This is a genomic window from Pseudomonas sp. c313, assembly GCF_055407145.1.
In genome coordinates, this window is the sequence record NZ_JBUZRD010000001.1 from 730,112 (window position 1) to 755,044 (window position 24,933).

Annotated in this window: 21 protein-coding genes; 17 read left to right on the top strand and 4 right to left on the bottom strand. The window is 57.8% G+C overall.

Annotated features, from left to right (window positions below; translation table 11 throughout):
- Positions 1-83: 83 nt before the first annotated feature.
- Positions 84-998, top strand: coding sequence for a DUF808 domain-containing protein (locus ACZRKZ_RS03620; RefSeq protein WP_463980724.1), 915 nt, complete (start codon positions 84-86; stop codon positions 996-998).
- Between the two features lie 60 nt (positions 999-1,058).
- Here the strand turns inward: ACZRKZ_RS03620 and ACZRKZ_RS03625 are convergent, their stop codons facing one another.
- Together ACZRKZ_RS03625 and ACZRKZ_RS03630 are read right to left on the bottom strand one after the other, a co-directional pair.
- A complete protein-coding gene (locus ACZRKZ_RS03625) occupies positions 1,059-1,847 on the bottom strand; it encodes an MlaA family lipoprotein (RefSeq protein WP_463980725.1) in 789 nt (262 codons plus the stop codon).
- Complete coding sequence (locus ACZRKZ_RS03630; protein ID WP_463980726.1) at positions 1,840-3,138, bottom strand: serine/threonine protein kinase; 1,299 nt, start codon at positions 3,136-3,138, stop codon at positions 1,840-1,842. The genes ACZRKZ_RS03625 and ACZRKZ_RS03630 overlap by 8 nt, the downstream gene beginning before the upstream one ends.
- A 235-nt stretch (positions 3,139-3,373) precedes the next feature.
- Here ACZRKZ_RS03630 and ACZRKZ_RS03635 point away from each other — a divergent pair, with 235 nt between their 5' ends.
- The gene (locus tag ACZRKZ_RS03635; RefSeq protein ID WP_463969668.1) at positions 3,374-3,745 is read left to right on the top strand and encodes a hypothetical protein; all 372 of its coding nucleotides are present in this window, start codon (positions 3,374-3,376) and stop codon (positions 3,743-3,745) included.
- Between the two features lie 37 nt (positions 3,746-3,782).
- Here ACZRKZ_RS03635 and ACZRKZ_RS03640 read toward each other — a convergent pair whose 3' ends face one another.
- Positions 3,783-5,333, bottom strand: a complete 1,551-nt coding sequence (locus ACZRKZ_RS03640) for a glycoside hydrolase family 17 protein (RefSeq protein WP_463980727.1) — start codon at positions 5,331-5,333, stop codon at positions 3,783-3,785.
- Between the two features lie 331 nt (positions 5,334-5,664).
- On the opposite strand from ACZRKZ_RS03640, the gene ACZRKZ_RS03645 reads away from it, so the two are divergent.
- The 3 genes from ACZRKZ_RS03645 (at position 5,665) to ACZRKZ_RS03655 (ending at position 8,720) form a co-directional block, all read left to right on the top strand.
- Entirely contained in the window at positions 5,665-6,516 is an 852-nt protein-coding gene (locus ACZRKZ_RS03645; protein ID WP_463980728.1) for a glycine betaine ABC transporter substrate-binding protein, read from the top strand.
- A 237-nt stretch (positions 6,517-6,753) separates the two neighbouring features.
- On the top strand, positions 6,754-7,065 hold the full coding sequence (locus ACZRKZ_RS03650) for a DUF485 domain-containing protein (protein ID WP_463969671.1): 312 nt from the start codon (positions 6,754-6,756) through the stop codon (positions 7,063-7,065).
- On the top strand, positions 7,062-8,720 hold the full coding sequence (locus ACZRKZ_RS03655; protein ID WP_463980729.1) for a cation acetate symporter: 1,659 nt from the start codon (positions 7,062-7,064) through the stop codon (positions 8,718-8,720). The genes ACZRKZ_RS03650 and ACZRKZ_RS03655 overlap by 4 nt, the downstream gene beginning before the upstream one ends.
- A gap of 224 nt (positions 8,721-8,944) precedes the next feature.
- On the opposite strand, the gene gltA is transcribed toward ACZRKZ_RS03655, so the two are convergent.
- Positions 8,945-10,234 (bottom strand): citrate synthase, encoded by a 1,290-nt coding sequence (gltA, locus tag ACZRKZ_RS03660; RefSeq protein ID WP_133099072.1) that lies wholly within the window; start codon positions 10,232-10,234, stop codon positions 8,945-8,947.
- A gap of 364 nt (positions 10,235-10,598) precedes the next feature.
- Here gltA and sdhC point away from each other — a divergent pair, with 364 nt between their 5' ends.
- The 12 genes from sdhC (at position 10,599) to ACZRKZ_RS03720 (ending at position 24,921) form a co-directional block, all read left to right on the top strand.
- Positions 10,599-10,973, top strand: coding sequence for a succinate dehydrogenase, cytochrome b556 subunit (gene sdhC, locus ACZRKZ_RS03665; protein ID WP_133099071.1), 375 nt, complete (start codon positions 10,599-10,601; stop codon positions 10,971-10,973).
- Positions 10,967-11,335, top strand: coding sequence for a succinate dehydrogenase, hydrophobic membrane anchor protein (gene sdhD, locus ACZRKZ_RS03670; protein ID WP_133099070.1), 369 nt, complete (start codon positions 10,967-10,969; stop codon positions 11,333-11,335). Before sdhC ends, sdhD begins: the two co-directional genes overlap by 7 nt.
- 3 nt (positions 11,336-11,338) lie before the next feature.
- Entirely contained in the window at positions 11,339-13,114 is a 1,776-nt protein-coding gene (gene sdhA / locus ACZRKZ_RS03675) for a succinate dehydrogenase flavoprotein subunit (RefSeq protein WP_133099069.1), read from the top strand.
- An 11-nt stretch (positions 13,115-13,125) separates the two neighbouring features.
- Positions 13,126-13,830: a succinate dehydrogenase iron-sulfur subunit gene (locus ACZRKZ_RS03680; protein WP_133099068.1), complete on the top strand. Its 705-nt coding sequence runs from the start codon at positions 13,126-13,128 to the stop codon at positions 13,828-13,830.
- A 260-nt stretch (positions 13,831-14,090) separates the two neighbouring features.
- Positions 14,091-16,922, top strand: coding sequence for a 2-oxoglutarate dehydrogenase E1 component (locus tag ACZRKZ_RS03685; RefSeq protein ID WP_463969674.1), 2,832 nt, complete (start codon positions 14,091-14,093; stop codon positions 16,920-16,922).
- Positions 16,923-16,966: 44 nt separating this feature from the next.
- Positions 16,967-18,184, top strand: coding sequence for a 2-oxoglutarate dehydrogenase complex dihydrolipoyllysine-residue succinyltransferase (odhB, locus tag ACZRKZ_RS03690; protein ID WP_463969675.1), 1,218 nt, complete (start codon positions 16,967-16,969; stop codon positions 18,182-18,184).
- 100 nt (positions 18,185-18,284) lie between these two features.
- Positions 18,285-19,721: a dihydrolipoyl dehydrogenase gene (gene lpdA, locus ACZRKZ_RS03695; protein ID WP_149411451.1), complete on the top strand. Its 1,437-nt coding sequence runs from the start codon at positions 18,285-18,287 to the stop codon at positions 19,719-19,721.
- A 201-nt stretch (positions 19,722-19,922) separates the two neighbouring features.
- Positions 19,923-21,089 carry an ADP-forming succinate--CoA ligase subunit beta gene (gene sucC / locus ACZRKZ_RS03700; protein ID WP_133099064.1) on the top strand — a complete coding sequence of 389 codons (1,167 nt, stop codon included), beginning with the start codon at positions 19,923-19,925 and terminating at the stop codon, positions 21,087-21,089.
- Complete coding sequence (sucD, locus tag ACZRKZ_RS03705; RefSeq protein WP_463969676.1) at positions 21,089-21,970, top strand: succinate--CoA ligase subunit alpha; 882 nt, start codon at positions 21,089-21,091, stop codon at positions 21,968-21,970. Before sucC ends, sucD begins: the two co-directional genes overlap by 1 nt.
- A 354-nt stretch (positions 21,971-22,324) precedes the next feature.
- Positions 22,325-23,638: a branched-chain amino acid transport system II carrier protein gene (gene brnQ / locus ACZRKZ_RS03710; protein WP_463969677.1), complete on the top strand. Its 1,314-nt coding sequence runs from the start codon at positions 22,325-22,327 to the stop codon at positions 23,636-23,638.
- Positions 23,639-23,782: 144 nt separating this feature from the next.
- A complete protein-coding gene (locus ACZRKZ_RS03715; RefSeq protein WP_463980730.1) occupies positions 23,783-24,523 on the top strand; it encodes a DUF599 domain-containing protein in 741 nt (246 codons plus the stop codon).
- On the top strand, positions 24,520-24,921 hold the full coding sequence (locus tag ACZRKZ_RS03720; protein WP_463980731.1) for an MAPEG family protein: 402 nt from the start codon (positions 24,520-24,522) through the stop codon (positions 24,919-24,921). The genes ACZRKZ_RS03715 and ACZRKZ_RS03720 overlap by 4 nt, the downstream gene beginning before the upstream one ends.
- Positions 24,922-24,933 lie beyond the last annotated feature (12 nt).

A 24,933-nucleotide genomic window follows, 5' to 3' on the forward strand; every position in this document is an offset into this window, starting at 1 on the left:
TATCCGCGAGCCTCAAGAATGTGCCCGCAATGCCTTGCGCCGCGCTATGCTCGCCACTATCCCACATTAAGGACGCCTGATTCATGGCAGGAAGCAGCTTACTGGTACTGATCGACGACATCGCCGCCGTTCTCGACGACGTCGCGCTGATGACAAAAATGGCCGCCAAGAAAACCGCTGGCGTGTTGGGCGATGACTTGGCCCTTAACGCCCAGCAAGTTTCCGGTGTGCGCGCCGAGCGCGAAATTCCGGTGGTATGGGCGGTAGCCAAGGGCTCGTTTGTCAACAAACTGATCCTGGTACCCACCGCATTGCTCATCAGCGCCTTCGTACCCTGGGCTGTCACGCCGCTATTGATGCTCGGTGGCGCTTACCTGTGTTTCGAAGGCTTTGAGAAACTGGCCCACAAGTTCCTCCATAGCAAGGCCGAAGACCAGGCCGAACATGCGCAACTGGTGCAGGCAGTGGCCGATCCGGCCACTGATCTGGTGGCCTTCGAGAAGGACAAGATCAAGGGCGCGATCCGCACCGACTTTATCCTCTCGGCAGAAATCATTGCCATCACCCTGGGCACCGTGGCCGATGCGCCGCTGATGCAGCAAGTCATCGTCTTGTCGGGCATTGCCCTCGTCATGACTGTCGGCGTGTATGGGCTGGTAGCTGGCATCGTCAAGCTCGACGACCTGGGCCTGTGGCTCACCCAAAAGCCCGGCCAGGTGGCCCGCAGTATTGGCGGGGCAATTTTGCGCGCCGCGCCCTACATGATGAAAAGCCTGTCAGTGATCGGCACGGCTGCAATGTTCATGGTCGGTGGAGGCATCCTCACCCATGGCGTGCCGGTGGTGCATCACTGGATTGAAACCGTCAGCCAGAGCACCGGAGGTTTGGCCTGGTTGATGCCGACCTTGCTCAATGCGGTGGCGGGGATTATTGCCGGGGCGCTGGTGTTGGGTGTTGTCAGCGTTGTCGGCAAGACCTGGAAAGCAGTGAAAGCCTAGGACCTCGCCGCCATAAAAAAGGCCATTCAATCGAATGGCCTTTTTTGTGCGCGCTTGCCGTTACTCGGCAATCTGCAACTTGCGTGACTCGGTGTACACGTAGCGCACTTTCTCATACTCAAACGGCGAGTTCATCTGACCGTAGCGGAAGCTGGTCTGGTAGCGCTTGTCGACGGCGCGCAGGGCCCAGATTTCCGGGTGGTTTTCGCTGACCTTGGACACATTGAGGAAGTTGATCTGGGATTCGGCGCTGTAGTCCACCAGCAGGCCGCTGGTGTCTCGCAGGTTCGACGGGCCGAAGATCGGCAGCATCAGGTAGGCGCCGCCCGGCACGCCGTAGAAACCCAGGGTCTGGCCGAAGTCTTCGCTCTGGCGCGGCAGGCCCATGGCGGTGGCCGGGTCCCACAGGCCGGCGATGCCGAGGGTGGTGTTGAGCAGCAGGCGCCCGGTGGTCTCCAGGGAGCGATGGCCCTTGAGCTGCAGCAGGCTGTTCATCAGGTTGGGCACGTCACCCAGGTTGTTGAAAAAATTGCTGACGCCGGTGCGCAGGAAACTCGGGGTGACATAGCGGTAACCGTCGACCACCGGCAGGAACACCCATTGGTCGAAGCGGTAGTTGAAGTGGTACACCCGACGGTTCCACGACTCCAACGGGTCGTAGACGTTGAGAGCGTTCAGTGTCGAGCGTTCGAATTCGCGCTGGTCCAGGCCCGGGTTGAACTTGAGCCTGCTCAGAGGTTCCTTGAAGCCGTCTTCATCGACCACGGTGGGTGTGTGGGCCTTGCTGTTGTCGGCATTGGCGACGCCTGTGCAGAGTAACGCAGCAATAAGCAGGAGATATTTAGCCACGGAAGAACTCCAGCATGGCGTCGGCGTTGACGCGGTAATTGAGGTTGCCGCAGTGGCCGCCCAGTGGATAGACGGTCAAGCGATCGCCGAAGGTTTTACGCAGGAAGCCGAGGTCACCAGGGCCGAGGATTACATCATCGGCGTTGTGCATGACCGCAATTTTCGGGCTGTCGCGCAGGTAATCCTTGAGGGCGTAGAGGCTGACCTGGTCGATCAACTGCAACAGGCTGCCGCCATCGGAACGGGCGCGCCACATCGGGATCACTTGTTCGGTCAGGTAGCAGTCGAAGTCGCATTGCAGCGCACGCTTGAGGAACGGTGTAAGGCTGGTGCCTTCGGTGATCGGGTATTTCGGTGGAATGATCAGGCCGCGGCGGTTGATCAGGTCCGAGGTAAAGGCAATGTCGGCCGCCGAAAAGCGGAACGTGGTGCCGATCAGCATCGCCATTTGTTCGTTGGTCAGGTGCTGTTTGGAGTTCTGGAAGTCGTAGAGCAGGGCGTCGTTGAGATCAATGTAGCCCTTTTGCTGGAAGTAGCGGGTCAGCTTGTTCAGCACCAGTTCATAGAACGTGGTGCTGTTGTTGATGCCCTTGACCTCGGTTTGTACCAGCTTGTCGAGGTTGGTGATCGAGGTGTAGAGGTTGACCGGAGGGTTGAGCAGCAGCACTTTCTTGAAGTTGAAGCTGCGCCGGGTCTCGTCCAGCTTGCTGACGAATGCTGCGTCCAGGGCCCCCAGGCTGTAGCCGGTGAGGTAGTACTCGGTGACCGGCAGGCGCGGGTGTTGCGCGCGCACGGCTTGCATTACCCGGTACATGTCCTCGGCGTCTTCACTGGTGATGCCCGGTGTGGCGAAGCGCGACGCAGCACTGATGAAGTCGAAGCTGGTGGGCGACGACAACTGGACCACATGGTAGCCGGCCTTGTAATAGAGCTTTTTCAGGTATTCGTTGATGGTGCTGTCGTAGCGCGCACCAGTACCGGAGATCAGGAAAATCAGCGGCGCGGCATGGTCTTGCTTGGCCATGCGGTAGGTGAGTTTCTTTACCGCCCAGAAGTTGTCGGGCAGGCTGAATTGACGTTCTGGACGCATTGTCAGGCTGTAGTCGGACTGATCGATCTCGTCATCGGTCGGCAGTTCAGGCCGAAGATGAGGGGGCGTGGTGGCGATGGTCGCTTCGAACGGGTTGGTCAAAGGGTAGCCATAGCTGGCGGGGTCGACATCGACCGCCAGTGCTGACGCACTCAAAAAAAGGCCGCCCAACAGGGCCGCACAGCGTAAGGAACGGAGCATGACTTAATCCCTAAGAGGAAAGGTGCTGAATGAAGTTCGCAGGCTATGACCACGGCGCTGCCACCGAAGTGCCAGCCGTCGGCACAAAAAGTCGGTAAAAACAGCGAGAGTCGGAATAATAGTCGCTAGACGATACACTTTGGCACGTTTTGTTGAACACTTATCTGCGTACAAGCCTTGCCAACCGCTACCGGGCGATTAAGCTGGGCGCCGTTTTCGCCTATCGGAGTGCCCCATGTCCCGCCGCTTGCCGCTGATTCTGCTGCTTATTGCCCTACCGTTATGGCTGGCCGCCAGTTATGGGGCGCGTTACGGCTTTATGGAGGACGGGCAGTGGGTCGGCATTTGCGCTGATGAGGCTAGCCGCTGGGAATGCCAGGTGCGCTCGAACCTGGGCCTGATGATTCACTTCAAAGTGATGGGCTGGGCGGCGCTGGTGACGTCGGTGCTGGCGTTTTTTGTGCCGGGGCGTGCCGGGTGGGGCTTGGCGGTGCTGGGATTGGTGTTCGGGTTTTCGGCGTTGGCGTTGTACAACACCACGTTTGCAGTGTTCGCCGTAGTTATTGCCGGATTGCGCTTGGTCAGGGCGCCGCGGACCGCCGAGTAACCTGTGGCGAGGGGGCAAGCCCCCTCGCCCAGAAACCTTATTTGCGAACCCGCAAGCAACGCCACAACGCCGCGACCATCAATACACTCACCAACGCCCAACCCAGGGCCTGCTGGTTCATCAACCCTTCGCGATACAGTTGCGGTGCAATGCCGGCACCGATGATGAACGCGAGCAAGGCAATCTCCCGACGCGGCCCCGTGACCGGACGCACCAGATACACCAGTGCCGGTAGCAGCAATGCCGCGCTCGGGAAGCTGCGATAGCGCGGGTCAAACACCAGCGCCAGCATCATCACCGCACCGGCAAAGCCAGCCAGCGCCACCAGCCAGCCGGCGCGCTGTTCCAGCCAGTTGAAACTGCGCGCGCGCCAACCTTCACGGGTGCTCAGGGCCAGGGCTGCATGGGCCAGCACCAGCAGGTTCAAGGCCACCAGCAACGCAGCCCAGATCCATTCATCAGTAAAGCGCGCGGTGACACGGGTCAACTCGCTCCAGCTACCCATCGAGCAAGCCGCCACCGCGCCCAGCAACGGCAACAGCAGGGCGGCGCGTGTGCTGCGAACGCGCCCACCCAACACCAGCGTGCCCAACAGGATTATCCCGCCAACGCCCAGCCACATCGGCCAGTACGGCACATTGGTGACCGGCCCGGCCAGCACGCCCTTGTCCTGGCGATCGGCATCAAACAAGCCCCAGTAACCGCCCACCGCACCTTCGCTGGCGCGCTTCCATGGCTGGTCAAAGGCTTCGATCAGGTTGTAGTGCCAGCCATTCGATTCGGCCATGGCGACAAAGCCGCGGATAAACTTGGCTTCGTTGACTCGGCTAGGCACGGCGGTTTCGCGCTGGCGGCCTTCGCTCGGCCAACCGGTCTCGCCGATCATCACGTCCTTGGGGGCGAAGCGGTTGCCGAAGGTCTGGCGGATATCGCCGACATGCCGGAGTGCCTGGTCGATCCCCGCCGGGTCATCTTCCCAGTACGGCAGCAAGTGAATGGTCAGGAAATCCACCGCTGGAGCGATTTGCGGGTGTTGTAGCCAGAATTCCCACACATCGGCGTAGGTGACGGGCTGCTTGATCTGGCTCTTGACCCGCTGGATCAGCTTCACCAGCTGGGTGGCGGTGATTTCCTTGCGCAGCAGGGTTTCGTTACCGACGATCACTGACGTGACCACGTCGGCGTTGGCATTGGCGGAGGCAATCAGCAGGTCGACTTCCTTGGCGGTATCCACCGGGTTGCTGTTGACCCAGGCGCCGATCATCAGCTTCAAGCCGTGCTTGCGCGCTAGATCCGGCAGGGCTTCAAGGCCGCTCATCGAGTAGGTGCGAATGCATTCAAAGCGGGTGGACAGCAGCGCGAGGTCGGCATCCATGCGCTCAGGGCGCAGTTTGAACGGCTGGTCGAAAGGCGATTGGTCTTTGTCGAACGGTGTGTAGGACGCACATTGCAACTTGTGACTGGCGCTGGCGACATCGGGCAGCGCCACCGGTTGGCCGAGGCCGTACCAATAGCCACCTAGGGCAAAGAGGCCCAGCAGCAAGGCGAATAAATAGGGCAGGGCAGGGAAGCGGGCGGTCGCGGGCATGGTCTGGCCGTCTGGGGGCAAAGCCGCGCATCTTACCCGTATTTGGTCGGCGCCAGTGGGGCTGCATAACTTTGACATGCAAAGTTCGGGCGGGATTGTTACCTGGTGTCCTATAACTCGACCTGCTGGCGATGTGATGTCGTTTCCTGCTTACCTGAGGTCGCAGTCAGAGCAGGTCGCTCGTGGCAGCAGGTTGATGATCGAAGTGTCAGTACTCCACTGATGTCGCGACAGCATGATCGATGCGCGTGAAGGGGGCGCGGTGCACCACATAACAACAGGTTGACGTCGCTCGGCATCCGTCGGGCGCAGCACTTTCGGGGAAGTAACGATGAAGATGCGACGACTCTTGGGCGCAGGTGCCGCACTGGTGCTTGTGATGAGCTCCACACTGGCCAGCGCCGACAGCAAAACCCTGAGCATCGGCTATGTGGATGGCTGGTCGGACAGTGTCGCTACCACCCACGTGGCGGCAGAAGTGATCAAGCAGAAGCTCGGTTATGACGTGAAACTGCAAGCGGTCGCCACCGGGATCATGTGGCAAGGCGTGGCCACCGGCAAACTCGACGCTATGCTCTCGGCCTGGCTGCCGGTGACCCACGGTGAATACTGGGCCAAAAATAAGGACAAGGTGGTCGACTACGGCCCCAACTTCAAGGACGCCAAGATTGGCTTGATCGTACCGGAGTACGTCAAGGCCAAGTCCATTGCCGACCTCAAGGATGACACCAGCTTCAAGAACAAGATCGTCGGCATCGATGCCGGTTCAGGCGTGATGCTCAAGACCGACGAAGCCATCAAGGCCTATGGCCTGGACTACAAGCTGCAAGCTAGCTCCGGCGCCGCCATGATCGCCGAACTGACCCGTGCCGAAGACAAGCAGGAATCCATTGCGGTCACCGGCTGGGTACCACACTGGATGTTTGCCAAGTGGAAACTGCGTTTCCTTGACGATCCAAAAGGGATTTATGGTGCTGCCGAAACTGTGAACAGCATCGGCAGCAAGGGCCTGGAGAAGAAAGCGCCTGAAGTCGTGGCCTTCCTGAAAAAATTCCAGTGGGCCTCCAAGGATGAAATCGGCGAAGTGATGCTGGCCATCCAAGAGGGCGCCAAGCCTGATGCAGCGGCCAAGGATTGGGTCGCCAAGCACCCTGAGCGTGTCGCTGAGTGGACCGCTCCGTAATACCTGAAACATGTAGGAGCGAGCTTGCTCGCGATGGACTTCAACGATGACGTGTGGTGCCTGAATGGACGCGTTGTCCTGGTGTTTTTCGCGAGCAAGCGCGCTCCTACAATTGTTTCTGCGCCCTGACAACTCCTCGCTACACGCCTTCTAATACTAAGGTCGTCTGGAACCTGTCCCGCAGCTGCATAAAGTGGATACGTTCCAACAATAATCTGTGCTGCGAGGATAAAAACAATGAACGACAGCATTTACCTCTCGATTCAAAACAGCCCGCGCTTCAAGGAGCTGGTTAGTAAAAGGGAAAAGTTCGCCTGGATTCTCTCGGCGATCATGCTTGGGCTGTACTCCGGATTCATCCTGTTGATTGCCTATGGGCCACAAATACTGGGGGCCAAGATCAGCCCCGGTTCGTCCATTACCTGGGGAATCCCGATAGGGGTCGGGCTGATTGTTTCGGCCTTCGTCCTCACCGCCATCTATGTACGACGCGCCAACGGCGAATTCGACGAGCTGAACAATGCGATTCTCAAGGAGGCTGCGCAATGATCCGTCGTCTATTGGCTGTACTCGGCGCTTCGGTCTTCGCTCCTGCTGTTTGGGCGGCGGAAGCGTTGACCGGTGAAGTGCATAAACAACCGCTGAACGTTGCAGCGATCCTGATGTTCGTAGCCTTTGTCGGCGCGACGTTGTGCATTACTTACTGGGCGTCCAAGCGTAACAAGTCGGCGGCTGACTACTATGCGGCTGGCGGCAAAATCACTGGGTTCCAGAACGGTTTGGCGATTGCCGGCGACTACATGTCGGCGGCGTCTTTCCTGGGGATTTCCGCGCTGGTGTTCACCTCCGGCTACGACGGCCTGATCTACTCGATCGGCTTCCTGGTGGGCTGGCCGATCATTCTGTTCCTGATCGCCGAGCGCCTGCGTAACCTGGGTAAATACACCTTTGCCGACGTGGCGTCCTATCGCCTCGGGCAAACCCAGATCCGCAGCCTGTCGGCTTGCGGCTCCCTGGTAGTGGTGGCCTTCTACCTGATCGCGCAGATGGTTGGCGCCGGCAAGCTGATTCAGCTGCTGTTCGGCCTTGATTACCATGTGGCGGTGATCCTGGTGGGTATCCTGATGTGCATGTACGTGCTGTTCGGCGGTATGCTGGCGACCACGTGGGTGCAGATCATCAAGGCGGTGTTGCTGCTGTCCGGTGCCTCGTTCATGGCGCTGATGGTGATGAAACACGTCAACTTCGACTTCAACATGCTGTTTACCGAGGCGATCAAGGTTCACCCTAAAGGTGAAGCGATCATGAGCCCGGGCGGCCTGGTGAAAGATCCGATTTCGGCATTCTCCCTCGGTCTGGCACTGATGTTCGGTACCGCTGGCCTGCCTCACATTCTGATGCGCTTCTTCACCGTGAGCGATGCCAAGGAAGCTCGTAAGAGCGTGCTGTATGCCACTGGCTTTATCGGCTACTTCTACATCCTGACCTTTATCATCGGCTTCGGCGCGATTCTGCTGGTCAGCACCAACCCGGCCTTCAAGGATGCGGCAGGTGCCTTGTTGGGCGGCAACAACATGGCGGCGGTGCATCTGGCCAACGCGGTGGGTGGCAGCATCTTCCTGGGCTTTATCTCAGCCGTGGCCTTCGCCACCATTCTCGCGGTGGTTGCCGGTTTGACCCTGGCCGGTGCTTCGGCGGTGTCCCATGACCTGTATGCCAGCGTGATCAAGAAAGGCAAGGCCAACGAGAAGGATGAGATTCGCGTCTCGAAGATCACCACCATCGCCCTGGCGGTGCTGGCTATCGGCCTGGGCATCCTGTTCGAAAGCCAGAACATCGCGTTCATGGTTGGTCTGGCGTTCTCCATTGCCGCCAGCTGTAACTTCCCGGTGTTGCTGCTTTCCATGTACTGGAAAAATCTCACCACTCGCGGTGCGATGATTGGTGGCTGGTTGGGTCTGATCAGTGCCGTTGGCCTGATGGTCCTTGGTCCAACCATCTGGGTCTCGATCCTGCACAATGAAAAAGCCATCTTCCCTTACGAGTATCCAGCACTGTTCTCTATGATCATTGCGTTCGTCGGGATCTGGTTCTTCTCCATCACCGACAAGTCGACGGCTGCGGAAAAAGAGCGGGCGCTGTTCTACCCGCAGTTCGTGCGTTCGCAGACCGGTCTGGGGGCGAGTGGGGCGGTTTCTCACTAAGGGTTGTCGAAAGACAGCTGCATAAGCTGCACCCATAAAAATGCCCCGGTCGAGAGATCGGGGCATTTTTTTCTGGGTGGTTAATTTGTGGTAGCCGGGCTTTTGTGGCGAGGGGAAAACCTCTTCGCCACAAGTGTCCCCCAACACAAATCCTGCACAAACAAATACGGCCTCCAAGAGGAGGCCGTATTCGGTGCAGCTAAGCGGTTATCGCAAGACACTGCTTATTTGCGGTCTTCCAGCTTGGAGATATCACGCTGCTCGTAGCCGGTGTACAGCTGGCGCGGGCGGCCAATCTTGTACGGGCTGGAGAGCATTTCTTTCCAGTGGGAGATCCAGCCCACGGTCCGCGCCAAGGCGAAGATCACGGTGAACATGCTGGTTGGAATGCCGATAGCCTTGAGGATGATCCCGGAGTAGAAATCGACGTTCGGGTACAGCGAGCGTTCGATGAAGTACGGGTCGGTCAGGGCGATCTCTTCCAGGCGCATGGCCAGTTGGAGTTGCGGATCGTTGTTGATCCCCAGTTCCTTCAGTACTTCGTCGCAGGTCTTCTTCATTACGGTGGCGCGCGGGTCGCGGTTCTTGTAGACCCGGTGACCGAAGCCCATCAACTTGAACGGATCGTTCTTGTCCTTGGCCTTGGCGATGAACTTGTCGATGTTCGACACATCGCCGATTTCATCGAGCATGCTCAATACGGCTTCGTTCGCACCGCCGTGGGCAGGGCCCCACAGTGCGGCGATACCGGCGGCGATACAGGCAAACGGGTTGGCACCCGAAGAGCCCGCCAGGCGCACGGTAGAAGTCGAGGCGTTCTGTTCGTGGTCGGCGTGGAGGATAAAGATCCGGTCCATTGCCTTGGCCAGCACCGGGCTGATCGGTTTGATCTCGCACGGGGTATTGAACATCATGTGCAGGAAGTTTTCCGCGTACGTCAGGTCGTTGCGCGGGTACATCATGGGTTGGCCCATGGAGTACTTGTAAACCATCGCTGCCAGGGTTGGCATCTTGGCAACCAGGCGGATCGCGGAAATTTCGCGATGCTGCGGGTTATTGATGTCCAGGGAGTCGTGGTAGAAGGCCGACAGGGCGCCAACCACGCCACACATGACAGCCATCGGGTGGGCGTCGCGGCGGAAGCCGTTGAAGAATGTCTTCAACTGCTCATGCACCATGGTGTGATTCTTCACGGTGCTGACGAACTGGGCTTTCTGCTCGGCTGTTGGCAATTCGCCATTTAGCAGCAGGTAGCAGGTTTCCAGGTAGTCCGACTTCTCGGCCAGCTGTTCGATCGGGTAGCCCCGATGTAGCAGGATGCCATTATCACCATCAATATAGGTGATCTTCGACTCGCAAGAGGCGGTCGACATGAAGCCTGGGTCGAATGTAAAACGGCCCGTGGCCGTCAGGCCCCGTACGTCGATAACATCAGGACCAACGGTGCCGGTTAAAATGGGCAGCTCGACGGGGGCTGCGCCCTCGATGATCAACTGCGCTTTTTTGTCAGCCATGTGGCCTCCTATTTATGCTTCAAATCATCAGACAGACCCCCCACGCAGGGCCCGCACCACTATAGTGAGATAAATTCGAATGTCAATTTGCCTAAAGTCTTGCTCCAGAAGGCTTTAACCGTACTTTTTCCTCGAAATTACCTGCCGTTTACGCCTTTTATCCCAACAGCGCAATCAGCTATTAGGGTGAGGTGCGCGCGTTGTCATTAGTTGCCTAACTGTCTATACTCGGCCACCGACCGCCAAGGGCTTTTGGGCTTGTTTTCATTGGGGGTCGCACTCCCTGGGTGGTGCTTACCTGACCAGTGCCCCCCCCAACAACTTTGCCCTGATTGTTAGGGGCTCTTCAGTGTGAAAAAAAGCCGTGAATAGCCAACGACCTGTAAACCTAGACCTAAGGACCATCAAACTCCCCATCACCGGCGTGACGTCATTCCTGCACCGTGTTTCCGGCATCATCCTGTTTCTCGGCCTGGGCATCATGCTTTATGCATTGAGCAAATCCCTGGGTTCGGAAGAGGGATACGCTGAGGTGAAGGCATGCATGACCAGTCCGCTGGCCAAGTTCGTGGCGTGGGGCCTCCTGTCCGCTCTGCTGTATCACCTGGTGGCCGGTGTTCGCCACTTGATCATGGACATGGGTATCGGTGAGACGCTGGAAGGCGGCAAGCTGGGCTCGAAAATTGTTATCGCCATTTCCCTGGTGATGATCGTTCTGGCGGGAGTTTGGATATGGTAACCAGCGTTACGAACCTGTCGCGTTCGGGCCTCTATGACTGGATGGCGCAGCGTGTGTCTGCGGTCGTTCTCGCGGCTTATTTCATCTTCCTGATCGGATACCTCGTTGCCAATCCGGGTATCGACTATGCCCAATGGCACGGCCTGTTCTCCCACAGCGGGATGCGTATCTTCAGTCTGCTGGCCCTTGTGGCCCTGGGCGCTCACGCCTGGGTCGGCATGTGGACTATCGCGACTGACTACCTGACGCCGATGGCGCTGGGCAAGTCCGCGACTGCAGTACGTTTCCTCTTCCAGGCAGTATGCGGCGTCGCGATGTTCGCTTACTTCGTCTGGGGTGTGCAGATTCTTTGGGGTATCTGATTCATGGCTAACACAGTTAATACACTTTCATTCGACGCCATCATCATTGGCGGCGGCGGTGCCGGCATGCGTGCTGCGCTGCAACTGGCCCAGGGCGGTCACAAGACTGCCGTGATCACCAAGGTGTTCCCGACCCGTTCCCACACCGTTTCGGCCCAGGGTGGCATCACCTGCGCCATCGCCTCCGCCGATCCAAACGATGACTGGCGCTGGCACATGTACGATACCGTCAAGGGTTCCGATTATATCGGTGACCAGGACGCTATCGAATACATGTGTTCCGTAGGCCCGGAAGCAGTCTTCGAACTGGAACACATGGGTCTGCCGTTCTCCCGTACCGAACAGGGCCGCATCTACCAGCGTCCGTTCGGCGGTCAGTCGAAAGATTTCGGTAAGGGTGGCCAGGCCGCCCGTACCTGCGCTGCAGCCGACCGTACCGGTCACGCGCTGTTGCACACCCTGTATCAAGCCAACCTGAAGGCTGGCACCGTATTCCTCAACGAATACTACGGTGTCGACCTGGTGAAGAACGAAGATGGTGCCTTTGTCGGCATGATCGTTATCTGCATCGAAACCGGCGAAACCTCCTATGTACGCGCCAACGCCACCGTATTGGCGACCGGCGGTGCAGGTCGGATCTACTCGTCCACCACCAACGCCCTGATCAACACCGGTGACGGTATCGGCATGGCCCTGCGTGCAGGTGTTCCGGTACAAGACATCGAAATGTGGCAGTTCCACCCGACTGGCATCGCCGGCGCCGGTGTACTGGTGACCGAAGGTTGCCGTGGTGAAGGTGGTTACCTGATCAACAAGAACGGCGAGCGCTTCATGGAGCGTTATGCTCCGAACGCCAAAGACCTTGCCGGTCGTGACGTTGTAGCCCGTTCCATGGTTAAAGAGATCATCGCCGGCAACGGCTGTGGTCCCGATGGCGACCACGTGATGCTGAAACTCGATCACCTCGGTGAAGAAGTACTGCACAGCCGTCTGCCGGGCATCATGGAGTTGTCCAAAACCTTCGCCCACGTCGATCCGGCTGTTGCGCCGATCCCGGTTGTTCCAACCTGCCACTATATGATGGGCGGCGTTGCCACCAACATTCACGGTCAGGCGATCACCCAGGACGCCGATGGCGTTGATCAGATCATTCCTGGTCTGTTCGCCGTAGGTGAAGTGGCGTGCGTATCGGTTCACGGTGCCAACCGTCTGGGTGGCAACTCGCTGCTCGACCTGGTGGTGTTCGGTCGTGCTGCTGGCCTGTTCCTGGAGCAGACTCTCAAGGAAGGCGTCGATTACACACGTGCTCGCCAGTCCGACATCGACGCTGCCCTGGCACGTCTCGATGGCCTGAACTCGCGCACTGACGGTGAAGACGTTGCTACCCTGCGTAAAGAGCTGCAAAGCTGCATGCAGAACTACTTCGGTGTGTTCCGTACCGGCGAATACATGCAGAAGGGTATCGCCCAGCTCGCTGATCTGCGTGGCCGTATCGCCAACGTCAAGATCAACGATAAGAGTCAGGCGTTCAACACCGCTCGTATCGAAGCCCTTGAATTGCAGAACCTGCTGGAAGTGGCTGAAGCAACTGCCATCGCCGCAGAAGTTCGCAAAGAGTCCCGCGGCGCTCACGCCCGTGAAGACTTCGAAGAGCGCGACGACGTTAACTGGCTGTGCCACACCCTGTACTTCCCGGGTGACAAGCGCGTAACCAAGCGTGCCGTGAACTTCTCGCCAAAAACAGTCCCTACGTTTGAACCAATGATTCGGACTTATTAAGGGTGGCCGCCATGTTGAAAGTCAGTGTTTATCGCTACAACCCTGATCAGGACGCTGCGCCGTTCATGCAGGAATTCCAGGTCGATACCGGTGGTAAAGACCTGATGGTGCTGGACGTGCTGGCGCTGGTCAAAGAGCAGGACGAAGGTTTCTCCTATCGTCGCTCTTGCCGTGAAGGTGTCTGCGGTTCCGACGGCATGAACATCAACGGCAAAAACGGCCTGGCGTGCATCACGCCGCTGTCCGCTGTCGTCAAAGGCAACAAGCTGATCGTTCGTCCACTGCCAGGTTTGCCGGTAATCCGTGACCTGGTCGTCGATATGAGCATCTTCTACAAGCAATACGAGAAGGTTAAGCCATTCCTGCAGAACGACACGCCGGCTCCGGCCATCGAACGTCTGCAGACCCCGCAAGAGCGCGAGAAGCTGGACGGTCTGTACGAGTGCATCCTGTGCGCTTGCTGCTCGACTTCCTGCCCGTCCTTCTGGTGGAACCCGGACAAGTTCCTGGGCCCGGCTGCACTGCTGCAAGCGTATCGCTTCCTGGCAGATAGCCGTGACACCCAAACGTCCGAGCGTCTGGCTTCACTGGATGACCCGTTCAGCGTATTCCGCTGCCGTGGGATCATGAACTGCGTCAACGTATGTCCTAAAGGCCTGAACCCGACTAAGGCCATTGGTCACGTACGTAGCATGTTGCTGCAAAGCGGCGTGTAACTGACGTTGTAGTAAAAGCAGGACCGTTGTGCCCGTAGATGCTGCGGCGCAGGCTTCAACCGGCGCCGTAGTCTTAACCTGAGCAGCGACTTACAAAGCGCGGCTCTTATTTTGAAGAAATGAGACAAGCAGGGGCATCCGGGTTGGTACCCGGACTATCAGCGTGATCCTAAGTGGCTTGTTTTGGTCGCTGCACTCGGACTTTGCAAGCAGACTCGGTGTCTTCGCCGGTGGTGTCCCCTAACCGAGGGTGACCAAGCATGCAAGAAAGCGTGATGCAGCGCATGTGGAACAGCGGCTATCTTTCAGGTGGTAACGCTGCCTATGTGGAAGAGCTTTATGAGCTCTACCTGCACGACCCTAACGCTGTGCCAGAAGAATGGCGCACCAAATTTCAGACGTTGCCCGCTGACGGCAACGCTGCCACCGATGTATCGCACTCGACGATTCGCGATCATTTCGTGCTGCTGGCAAAGAACCAGCGCCGCGCCCAGCCGGTTTCCGCCGCAAGCGTGAGCAGTGAGCATGAGAAGAAGCAAGTTGAAGTGTTGCGACTGATCCAGGCCTACCGTATGCGTGGCCACCAAGCAGCCCAGCTTGACCCGCTGGGGCTGTGGCAGCGTCCTGCACCTGCAGACCTGTCGATCAATCATTACGGCTTGACCAATGCCGATCTTGATACGACCTTCCGTGCCGGCGATCTGTTTCTCGGCAAGGAGGAGGCGAGCCTACGCGAAATTCACGAAGCGTTGCAGCAGACATATTGCCGCACCATTGGTGCTGAGTTTACGCATATCGTCGATACCGAGCAGCGCCACTGGTTCCAGCAGCGTCTGGAAAGCGTGCGCAGCCGTCCGGTGATCTCCGCCGACCTCAAGAGCCACCTGCTTGAGCGCGTCACTGCAGCTGAAGGCCTGGAAAAATACCTGGGTACCAAATACCCGGGTACCAAGCGTTTCGGTTTGGAAGGCGGCGAGAGCCTGATTCCGATGCTCGACGAGTTGATCCAGCGTTCCGGTTCCTACGGCACCAAGGAAATCGTCATCGGCATGGCCCACCGTGGTCGTCTGAACGTGTTGGTTAACACTTTCGGCAAGAATCCGCGCGATCTGTTCGATGAGTTCGAAGGCAAGAAGAAGGTCGAGCTGGGTTCCGGTGACGTTAAATACCACCAGGGCTTCTCGTCCAACGTGATGACCACAGGCGGCGAAGTCCACCTGGCCATGGCATTCAACCCCTCCCACCTGGAAATTGTTTCGCCAGTGGTCGAGGGTTCGGTGCGTGCCCGTCAGGATCGTCGTAACGATCCGACCGGTGAAAAGGTCCTGCCTATTTCCATCCACGGTGATGCGGCATTCGCCGGTCAAGGCGTGGTCATGGAAACCTTCCAGATGTCGCAGACTCGCGGCTTCAAGACTGGCGGTACCGTTCACATCGTCATCAACAACCAGGTTGGCTTCACCATCAGCAACCCGGAAGACTCGCGTTCCACCGAGTACGCTACTGACGTTGCGAAAATGATCCAGGCGCCGATCCTCCATGTAAATGGTGATGATCCGGAAGCCGTATTGTTTGTGACCCAGTTGGCCATCGACTACCGCATGCAGTTCAAGCGTGACGTGGTAATCGACCTGGTTTGCTACCGCCGCCGCGGTCACAACGAAGCAGATGAGCCGAGCGGCACCCAGCCGTTGATGTACCAGCAAATCGCCAAGCAGCGCACCACCCGTGAGCTGTACGCCGAGCGCCTGACCCTGGCCGGAGTGGTAGATGATGCGCGTGTTCAAGGCAAGATCGACGAGTACCGCAACGCGTTGGACAACGGTCTGCATGTTGTAAAAAGCCTGGTCAAGGAACCGAACAAAGAACTGTTCGTTGACTGGCGTCCGTACCTGGGTCACGCCTGGACTGCGCGTCACGACACCACGTTTGATCTGAAGACCTTGCAGGAATTGTCCGCCAAGCTGCTGGAAATCCCGGATGGCTTTGTAGTTCAGCGTCAAGTATCGAAGATCTACGAAGACCGTCAGAAAATGCAAGCCGGCGGCCTGCCGATCAACTGGGGTTATGCCGAAACCATGGCATACGCGACCCTGGCGTTTGAAGGCCACCCGATTCGCATGACCGGCCAGGACATCGGTCGTGGTACGTTCTCGCACCGTCACGCGGTGTTGCACAACCAGAAAGACGCGGGTACCTACATCCCGCTGCAAAACCTGTACAAGGGCCAGCCACGTTTCGACCTGTACGATTCGTTCCTGTCCGAAGAAGCAGTACTGGCCTTCGAATACGGTTACTCGACCACCACGCCTGAGGCGCTGGTGATCTGGGAAGCCCAGTTCGGCGATTTCGCCAACGGTGCCCAGGTGGTTATCGACCAGTTCATCACCAGCGGCGAGCACAAATGGGGCCGTCTCTGCGGTCTGACCATGCTGCTGCCGCACGGTTATGAAGGTCAGGGTCCGGAGCACTCTTCGGCTCGCCTGGAGCGTTACCTGCAGATGTGCGCCGAGCACAACATTCAGGTGTGCGTACCCACTACGCCGGCTCAGATCTACCACTTGCTGCGACGCCAGGTGATTCGTCCCCTGCGTAAACCACTGGTAGTCCTGACTCCAAAGTCGCTGTTGCGTCATAAATTGGCCATCTCGACCCTGGAAGATCTGGCCGAAGGTTCGTTCCAGACCGTTATTCCGGAAATCGATGCCCATGACCCGAAAAAGGTCACGCGTATCGTACTGGCGAGCGGCAAGGTCTACTACGACCTGCTGGAAAAACGCCGTGCCGAAGGTCGTGACGACATCGCCATCGTGCGTCTTGAGCAGCTGTACCCATTCCCTGAGGACGACTTGATTGAAGTCCTGGCTCGTTACTCCAACCTCAAACATATCGTTTGGTGTCAGGAAGAGCCGATGAACCAGGGTGCCTGGTACTGCAGCCAGCATCACATGCGCCGCATCATTGGCGGTCACGACAAGTCGCTCGTACTTGAGTACGCGGGCCGTGATGCTTCTGCTGCACCTGCTTGTGGTTATGCATCGATGCACGCCGAGCAGCAGGCAAAACTGCTGCAAGATGCTTTCACTGTTTAACGCCTTCGCGCTGACTGAAACCGAATTTTAAGGACCCACAGATAATGGCTATCGAAATCAAAGCCCCGTCATTCCCGGAATCGGTTGCCGATGGCACCGTTGCCACCTGGCACAAGAAACCAGGTGACGCTGTCAAGCGTGACGACTTGATCGTTGACATCGAAACCGACAAGGTTGTGCTGGAAGTGTTGGCCGAAGCCGACGGCGTCCTGGGCGCCATCGTTGCCAATGAAGGCGACACCGTTCTGTCCAACCAGGTACTGGGCTCGATCGAAGAGGGTAGCGCTGCTGCCGCTCCAGCCGCTGCTGCTCCGGCTGCCGCACAAGCTGCTGCTCCAGCCGACGCTGGCGAAGACGATCCTGTTGCTGCACCGGCTGCTCGCAAGCTGGCTGAAGAAAACGGCATCAACATCGCTTCCGTTGCCGGTACTGGCAAAGGCGGTCGTGTGACCAAGGAAGACGTAGTCGCTGCTGTTGCTACCAAGAAAGCCGCTCCGGCTGCCGCGCCTGCCAAGGCTGCTGCACCTGCTGCTGCCGCTCCTGTGTTCGCGGCAGGCGATCGCACCGAGAAACGCGTGCCGATGACCCGCGTACGTGCCACCGTGGCCAAGCGTCTGGTTGAAGCCCAGTCGAACATGGCGATGCTGACTACCTTCAACGAAGTCGACATGACCGAAGTCATGGCATTGCGTTCGAAGTACAAGGATCTCTTTGAGAAGAGCCATAACGGTGTGCGCCTGGGCTTCATGTCGTTCTTCGTAAAAGCGGCTACCGAAGCGCTGAAACGCTTCCCGGCAGTCAACGCTTCCATCGACGGCGCCGACATCGTTTACCACGGCTACGCTGACGTCGGTGTTGCTGTCTCCAGCGAGCGTGGGCTGGTGGTGCCGGTTCTGCGTAACGCCGAACTGATGAGCCTGGCTGAAATCGAAGGCGGCATCGCCACCTTCGGCAAGAAGGCTCGTGACGGCAAGCTGACCATCGATGAGATGACCGGTGGTACCTTCACCATCACCAACGGTGGTACTTTCGGCTCGATGATGTCGACCCCGATCGTCAACCCACCACAAGCTGCGATCCTGGGCATGCACAACATTCTGCAGCGTCCTATGGCGATCAACGGTCAAGTGGTCATCCGTCCGATGATGTACTTGGCGCTGTCCTACGATCACCGCCTGATCGATGGTAAAGAAGCCGTGACTTTCCTGGTGACCATCAAGAACCTGCTGGAAGACCCGGCTCGTCTGCTCCTGGATATCTGATAGAAGCAGCGTCAAGTTGCGAGCTGCAAGCTGCAAGTTAAAGCAGCTTGGCTTACAGCTTGACGCTTGAAGCTTGTCGCTAAATAGAGGATCTATTTTCATGTCTCAGAAATTTGACGTTGTAGTGATTGGTGCAGGCCCTGGCGGCTATGTTGCCGCCATCAAGGCCGCGCAACTGGGCCTCTCGACTGCTTGCATCGAAAAATACACCGACAAGGAAGGCAAACTGGCCCTGGGCGGTACTTGCCTGAACGTCGGTTGCATTCCCTCCAAGGCGCTGCTGGACAGCTCCTGGAAATTCCACGAAGCCCAAGTTGGTTTTGCCATCCACGGTATCAACCACGCTGGCGTGACCATGGACGTACCAGCAATGGTCGGCCGCAAGGCCAACATTGTTAAAGGCCTGACTTCCGGCGTTGCAACCCTGTTCAAGGCCAATGGCGTCACTTCCCTGCAAGGTCATGGCAAACTGCTGGCCGGCAAGAAAGTTGAAATCACCAAGCCTGACGGTTCGGTCGAAATCATCGAAGCCGAGAACGTGATCCTGGCTCCAGGTTCGCGTCCAATCGACATTCCACCTGCTCCAGTTGACCAGAACGTGATCGTTGATTCGACCGGCGCCCTGGAGTTCCAATCAGTTCCAAAACGTCTGGGCGTGATCGGCGCTGGCGTGATCGGTCTGGAACTGGGTTCGGTCTGGTCGCGTCTGGGTTCGCAAGTGACCGTCCTGGAAGCCCTGGACACGTTCCTGCTGGCTGCCGACAGCGCTGTGTCCAAAGAAGCCTTGAAGACCCTGACCAAACAAGGTCTGGACATCAAACTGGGCGCACGCGTGACTGGTTCCAAGGTCAACGGCGAAGAAGTCGTTGTGACCTACACCGACAAGAATGGCGAACAGACCATCACTTTCGACAAGCTGATCGTAGCCGTTGGTCGCCGTCCGGTGACCACTGATCTGCTGGCTGCCGACAGCGGCGTGAATCTCGACGAGCGCGGTTTTGTGCACGTTGACGATCACTGCGCCACCACCGTACCGGGCGTTTTCGCCATTGGCGACGTGGTTCGCGGCATGATGCTGGCGCACAAGGCTTCCGAAGAGGGCATCATGGTTGTCGAGCGCATCAAGGGTCACAAGACTCAGATGAACTACGACCTGATCCCGTCGGTTATCTACACCCATCCAGAGATTGCATGGGTCGGCAAGAACGAACAGCAGTTGAAAGCTGAAGGCGTTGAAGTTAACGTCGGCACTTTCCCGTTTGCCGCTTCTGGCCGTGCCATGGCAGCCAACGACACCGGTGGTTTCGTCAAAGTCATCGCTGATGCCAAGACTGACCGCGTATTGGGCGTCCACGTGATTGGCCCAGGCGCAGCAGAACTGGTTCAGCAGGGCGCAATCGGTATGGAATTCGGCACCAGCGCCGAGGATATCGGTATGATGGTCTTCTCCCATCCGACCCTGTCCGAAGCGCTGCACGAAGCTGCGTTGGCAGTGAATGGCCATGCCATCCACATCGCCAACAAAAAGAAGCGCTAAGCAAGATAATAAGAAACCACGGCGGTTGCCCGTCGTGAGCCTTGTGCGCAAGACTCACCGCGGAATATCCGCTGGACGCAGTCTTGCGCAGCTTTGCAAGCCTAAGGGCTGCGAAGCTGGGCAAGCAGCAGTCACAGGTGGTGCGGCACTAACACTAGTGCAGCACCGAATGCGCAGTACCTAACGAAGACGGTAATAAGCATGAATCTTCATGAGTATCAGGGTAAGCAGCTGTTCGCTGAGTACGGCCTGCCAGTATCCAAGGGTTACGCAGTAGACACCCCGGAAGCAGCAGCAGAAGCTTGCGACAAAATCGGCGGCACCGAGTGGGTTGTCAAAGCCCAGGTCCACGCTGGTGGTCGCGGTAAAGCGGGCGGCGTGAAGCTGGTTCGCAGCAAAGAAGACGCCAAGGCCTTCGCTCAACAGTGGTTGGGCAAGCGTCTGGTGACTTACCAGACTGATGCCAATGGCCAGCCAGTCACCAAGATCCTGGTTGAATCGTGCACTGATATCGCTAAAGAGCTGTACCTGGGCGCTGTCGTTGACCGTTCGAGCCGTCGCATCGTGTTCATGGCTTCCACCGAAGGTGGCGTGGACATCGAGAAGATCGCTCACGAAACCCCAGAAAAAATTCTGAAGGCCACTATCGATCCACTGGTTGGCGCTCAGCCATTCCAGGGTCGCGAGCTGGCATTCCAGTTGGGTCTGGAAGGTAAGCAAGTTGCTCAGTTCGCCAAGATCTTCGTAGGTCTGGCCAAGCTGTTCAAGGATCACGACCTGGCCCTGCTGGAAGTGAACCCGCTGGTGATCAAGGCTGACGGCGATCTGCATTGCCTCGATGCCAAGATCAACATCGACGCCAACGCCATGTACCGTCAGCCTAAGCTGAAGACTTTCCACGATCCGTCGCAAGACGATCCGCGTGAAGCGCACGCTGCCAAGTTCGAACTGAACTACGTAGCCCTGGAAGGTAACATCGGTTGCATGGTCAACGGTGCTGGCCTGGCCATGGGTACCATGGACATCGTCAATCTGCATGGCGGCAAACCAGCCAACTTCCTCGACGTGGGCGGCGGTGCTACCAAGGAACGCGTTACCGAAGCGTTCAAGATCATCCTGTCCGACTCCAACGTCGCTGCAGTATTGGTCAACATCTTCGGCGGCATCGTTCGTTGCGACATGATTGCCGAAGGCATCATTGGTGCAGTGAAAGAAGTCGGCGTTAAAATCCCGGTTGTTGTTCGCCTTGAAGGTAACAACGCGGAACTGGGCGCTAAAGTACTGGCAGAAAGCGGTTTGAACATCATCGCTGCTACCAGCCTGACCGACGCTGCTCAACAAGTTGTCAAAGCTGCGGAGGGCAAATAATGAGCGTCCTGATCAATAAAGACACCAAAGTTATCTGCCAGGGTATTACCGGTTCGCAAGGTAGTTTCCACACCCAGCAAGCCATCGAGTACGGCACCAAGATGGTTGGCGGTGTAACTCCAGGCAAAGGCGGCACCACTCACCTGGACCTGCCTGTTTTCAACACTGTGAAAGAAGCCGTAGAAGTCACTGGCGCCACCGCTAGCGTCATCTACGTTCCAGCTCCTTTCTGCAAGGATTCCATCCTTGAAGCAGCGTTCGGCGGCATCAAGCTGATCGTTTGCATCACTGAAGGCATTCCTACCCTGGACATGCTCGACGCTAAAGTTAAGTGCGACGAACTGGGTGTGGTCCTGATTGGCCCTAACTGCCCAGGCGTGATCACTCCAGGCGAATGCAAGATCGGCATCATGCCCGGTCACATTCACTTGCCAGGCAAAGTCGGTATCGTTTCCCGTTCCGGCACCTTGACCTACGAAGCTGTTAAGCAGACCACTGACGCCGGTTTCGGTCAGTCGACTTGCGTCGGCATCGGTGGTGACCCGATCCCGGGCTCCAACTTCATCGACATCCTGAAATTGTTCCAGGAAGACCCGAAGACCGAAGCGATCGTCATGATCGGTGAGATCGGCGGTTCGGCTGAAGAAGAAGCGGCTGCCTACATCAAGGCACACGTGACCAAGCCGGTTGTTTCCTACATCGCTGGTGTGACTGCCCCTGCAGGCAAGCGCATGGGCCATGCTGGCGCAATCATCTCTGGCGGCAAGGGTACAGCAGACGAGAAGTTTGCTGCCCTGGAAGACGCAGGCGTGAAAACCGTGCGTTCGCTGGCAGACATCGGCAAGGCTTTGTCCGAGCTGACCGGTTGGGCTGTCAAGTAAGCCTCGCGCTTAACTGACGCTTCACCACGCAAAGGCCACCTTCGGGTGGCCTTTGTGCATTCTGGAGGTTGGTGAAGATCAAAAATGTGGGAGCAAGCCCGCTCCCACACTTGATTGCATTTCAATATTTAGATATACGGATGCGACATATAAATGTCGCTTATCGGACAGTTCGCCCTGCAATAGTGCGTTCGTCAGACAAATTCGTTAGGCTAGCTGCCTCTTTATGCGTCCGCTCCCCACAAGGAAGTTCCGCGCTAGACCGGTCGGTCCCCATCCGGGCTGATAGCATTTCCCTCATCCATAGGGAAGCCCCTCTCTAAATTCCGATTCAGTAGTGTGGTATTTCCTCAAATGAAAGTGTTGAAAAGCCAGGACATCCTGGCGTTGGGCTTTATGACTTTTGCCCTGTTCGTGGGCGCCGGTAACATCATATTTCCGCCTATTGTTGGTTTGCAGTCCGGGCCTCATGTCTGGATGGCGGCGCTGGGCTTCCTGATTACCGCAGTAGGACTGCCAGTGGTCACCGTCATCGCCCTGGCCAAGGTCGGTGGTGCTATGGACGCGTTGAGCAGCCCCATCGGCAAGGTCGCCGGTGGCATCCTGGCCGCGGCGTGCTACCTGGCAGTGGGTCCTTTGTTCGCCACGCCACGTACCGCGACGGTGTCCTTCGAAGTCGGCCTGGCGCCACTGACCGGTGAAAGCCCGTTGGCGTTGTTCCTCTATAGCTCGGTGTATTTCCTGCTGGTGTTCTTCATCTCCCTGTATCCAGGGCGTCTGCTGGACACCGTTGGCCGTTTCCTCGCGCCGCTGAAGATCATCGCCCTCGCGGCACTGGGCATCGCCGCCTTTGCCTTGCCCGCCGGAGATGTCGGTGTCGCCACGCCTGAGTACGCCGCCGCGCCGTTCTCCCAGGGCTTTATCAATGGTTACCTGACCATGGATACCCTGGGCGCCCTGGTGTTTGGCATCGTTATTGTCAACGCCATTCGTTCCCGTGGCGTCGAGTCGCCACAGTTGATTACCCGTTACGCGATCATTGCCGGGCTGATTGCCGGCGTGGGCCTGGCGTTGGTGTACATCAGCCTGTTCCGCCTCGGTTCGGGCAGCCATGAAGTGGCTGCTGGTGCCGCCAACGGTGCCGCGGTGTTGCACGCCTACGTTCAACATACCTTCGGTTCCCTGGGCAGCGGCTTCCTTGCGGTGCTGATTTCCCTGGCGTGCCTGGTGACCGCAGTAGGCCTGACCTGTGCCTGCGCGGAGTATTTCAGCCGTGTACTGCCGCTGTCCTACAAAACCCTGGTGGTCATCCTTGCCGCGTTTTCGCTGCTGGTGTCGAACCTGGGCCTGACCAATCTGATTGCCTTCTCGATTCCGGTACTGACCGCGATCTACCCGCCGTGCATCGTCTTGGTCGCGCTGAGCTTCTGCAAGGGCTTCTGGCAGGAACAGGGCCGGATCGTCGGCCCAGTGATGCTGGTGTCGTTCATCTTCGGCACTATCGACGCTTTGAAAGGTGCGGGGCTGGCGGACTGGCTGCCGTCGCAACTTGCCAATCTGCCGCTGAGCGAGCAGGGCCTGGCGTGGCTGGTGCCGTCGGTGATGACCCTGGTGGTCGCGGTGGTGATTGACCGTCTGCTGGGCAAGCGCAGCGAAGCCATCGCCTAAAACGCTTTGTTACACGCTGAAATCGAAATGCCCCGTATCAAACGATCCGGGGCATTTTTTATGGGCGTCAGGCAGTGTCTTTTTCCGTGAGCTAACGTCGAACAGGCACAAAGCACTTTTCGCCAATGTCTTACAAGGACCCGCATGTCGTTCGTCGAAGCCAACTTGATCCATCTGCTTGCCGCGCTCTGGTTTGCCATTTGCTGGGGTGGTTATACTCGTTACGCCAGTTGGAAAGCCCGTGATACGGCGTGTCTGGCCAGTGTCCTGCACCTGTATCGCGAAGACTGGATGCGCCGCATGCTGTTGCGGGACAATCGTATCGCTGACGCCAGCGTGATCGGCAACCTTGAGCGCAACGCCTCGTTTTTTGCTTCCAGCACCCTGATTATCCTCGCCGGTATTCTGACCGTGCTTGGTGCATCGGAGCGGGCGGTCTCGTTGCTGGCGGATATTCCCATGATCCAGCAAGCGTCCCAGGGCATGTCGGAGATCAAACTGTTGTGCCTGGCCCTGGCGTTTGTCTACGCCTTCTTCACCTTTAGTTGGTGCATGCGCCAGTACAACTTTGCGGCGATCCTGATCGGTTCGGCCCCCATGGTCGGCGAGCGGTATGTCTCCGAGCAGGAGCGCAAGGCGTTTGCCTTGAGGGCAGCTCGGGTGATTTCGATGGCGGCCAACCAGTTCAACTTGGGCCTGCGCTCCTACTACTTCGGCATGACCATGCTGGCGTGGTTCGTCAGTCCGTGGCTGTTCATGCTGATGAGCACTGGAGTGGTGTTGGTGCTGTACCGCCGGGAATTTCATTCCGACGTATTGGAAGTCATGGTCTATACCCCTACAGAGGCACCCTTGCCTGAATCCTCCAAGGAGGCGACGTTGTGAGCATTCCGTTCTGGTGTGTGTTTATCAGCGCGCTGCTGATCTTCGTGGCGCGCATGCCCGTGGCCAGGGCCATGAAAGAGCAGGGCGGTTACGACAATCGCGAACCGCGTCGTCAGCAGGCGCAATTGACCGGGTTTGGTGCGCGGGCAGTGGCCGCTCATCAAAACAGCTTTGAAGCGTTCATTTTGTTTGCGGTGGGGGTGTTGATGGCCCATACCACTCAGACCCAGGGCTACCTGATTGACTGGCTGGCGATCATCTTTGTGGTCGCGCGAGTGGTTTATTTACTGTGCTATTGGGCTGATCTGGCGTGGCAGCGCAGCCTGGTCTGGTTCGTCGGTTTACTCTGTTCGCTATTACTGATGCTTAGTCCGACCTTTCGTACTTTTCTCCTCTGAGAAAAAAACACC